At 43.5% G+C, this 1,350-nt stretch carries 1 pseudogene; it reads left to right on the top strand.

From position 1 onward, the window contains the following. A pseudogene (locus B6A10_RS16205) lies at positions 1–1,350 on the top strand (hypothetical protein); the annotation flags it as partial.

The following is a 1,350-nucleotide window of genomic DNA, read 5'->3' as shown; positions in this document are numbered from 1 at the left end:
CGGAACTTCTCTTGCCGGAGTGGTATTCGACAAAGGGGTAACTACTGTGACATGGTCGGCTTCTGACGGAGTAAATACTGCTGTAAACTGTAGTTTTACAGTAACAGTTACCGACAATCAGGCGCCAAGTATCAACTGTCCGGTTGCCACTAATGCCAATCGAAATACCAATGCTACACTTTGTACTTATACCGCTGTAGGAAATGAATTTAATGCTACTGCTACTGATAATTGTGCAGTAACTTCTTTGACTTACTCTCTAAGCGGTGACACGACAGGAAGCGGAACTTCTCTCGCTGGAGTGGTTTTCGACAAAGGGGTTACTACTGTAACATGGTCGGCTTCTGACGGAGTAAATACTGCTGTAAACTGTAGCTTTACCGTAACAGTTAGCGACAACCAAGCACCAATTATCAACTGTCCGATTGCCACTAATGCCAATCGAAATACCAATGCTGCGCTTTGTACTTATACCGCTGTAGGAAATGAATTCAACGCTACTGCTACTGATAATTGTGCAGTAACTTCTTTAACTTACTCTCTAAGCGGAGCTACGACAGGAAGCGGAACTTCTCTTGCCGGAGTGGTATTCGACAAAGGGGGAACTACTGTAACATGGTCGGCTTCTGACGGAGTAAATACTGCTGTAAACTGTAGTTTTACCGTAACAGTTACCGACAACCAAGCACCAATTATCAACTGTCCGGTTGCCACTAATGCCAATCGAAATACCAATGGTGCGCTTTGTTCTTATACCGCTGTAGGAACTGAATTTAACGCTACTGCTACTGATAATTGTGCGGTAACTTCTTTGACTTATACTCTAAGTGGTGACACAACCGGAAGCGGAACTTCTCTCACCGGAGTGGTTTTCAACAAAGGGATTACTACTGTAACATGGTCAGCTTCTGACGGAGTAAATACTGCTGTAAACTGTAGCTTTACCGTAACAGTTAGCGATATAGAAAATCCAATTCTAACTCCCGAAGCCAATCAGAATGTGACTTTGAACACCAATTGCTCAGTAACTATTCCAAATTTAGTCGATGGTTCAACTGCCACCGATAATTGTTCTGTGGTTACTATTTCACAAAGTCCGGCTGCAGGAACCTCTCAGGCTGCCGTTCACGACGGAACTATCAATGTAACCGTAACGGCTACTGATGCCGCCGGAAATATAGATTCGAAAACAGTGGTGCTTACTGCTAAAGATACTACTAATCCGATTTTAACTCCCGAAGCCAATCAGGGTGTGACTTTAAACGTAAGTTGCTCAGTAACTATTCCAAATTTAGTCGATGGCTCAACTACTACTGATAATTGTGCCGGAGTAACGATTTCGCAAAGTCC

The organism is Flavobacterium pokkalii (assembly GCF_014596575.1).
Taxonomy (GTDB): domain Bacteria; phylum Bacteroidota; class Bacteroidia; order Flavobacteriales; family Flavobacteriaceae; genus Flavobacterium; species Flavobacterium pokkalii.
Note: the sequence above shows the minus strand (reverse complement) of the source record. Positions and strands in the feature narration are given on the sequence as shown.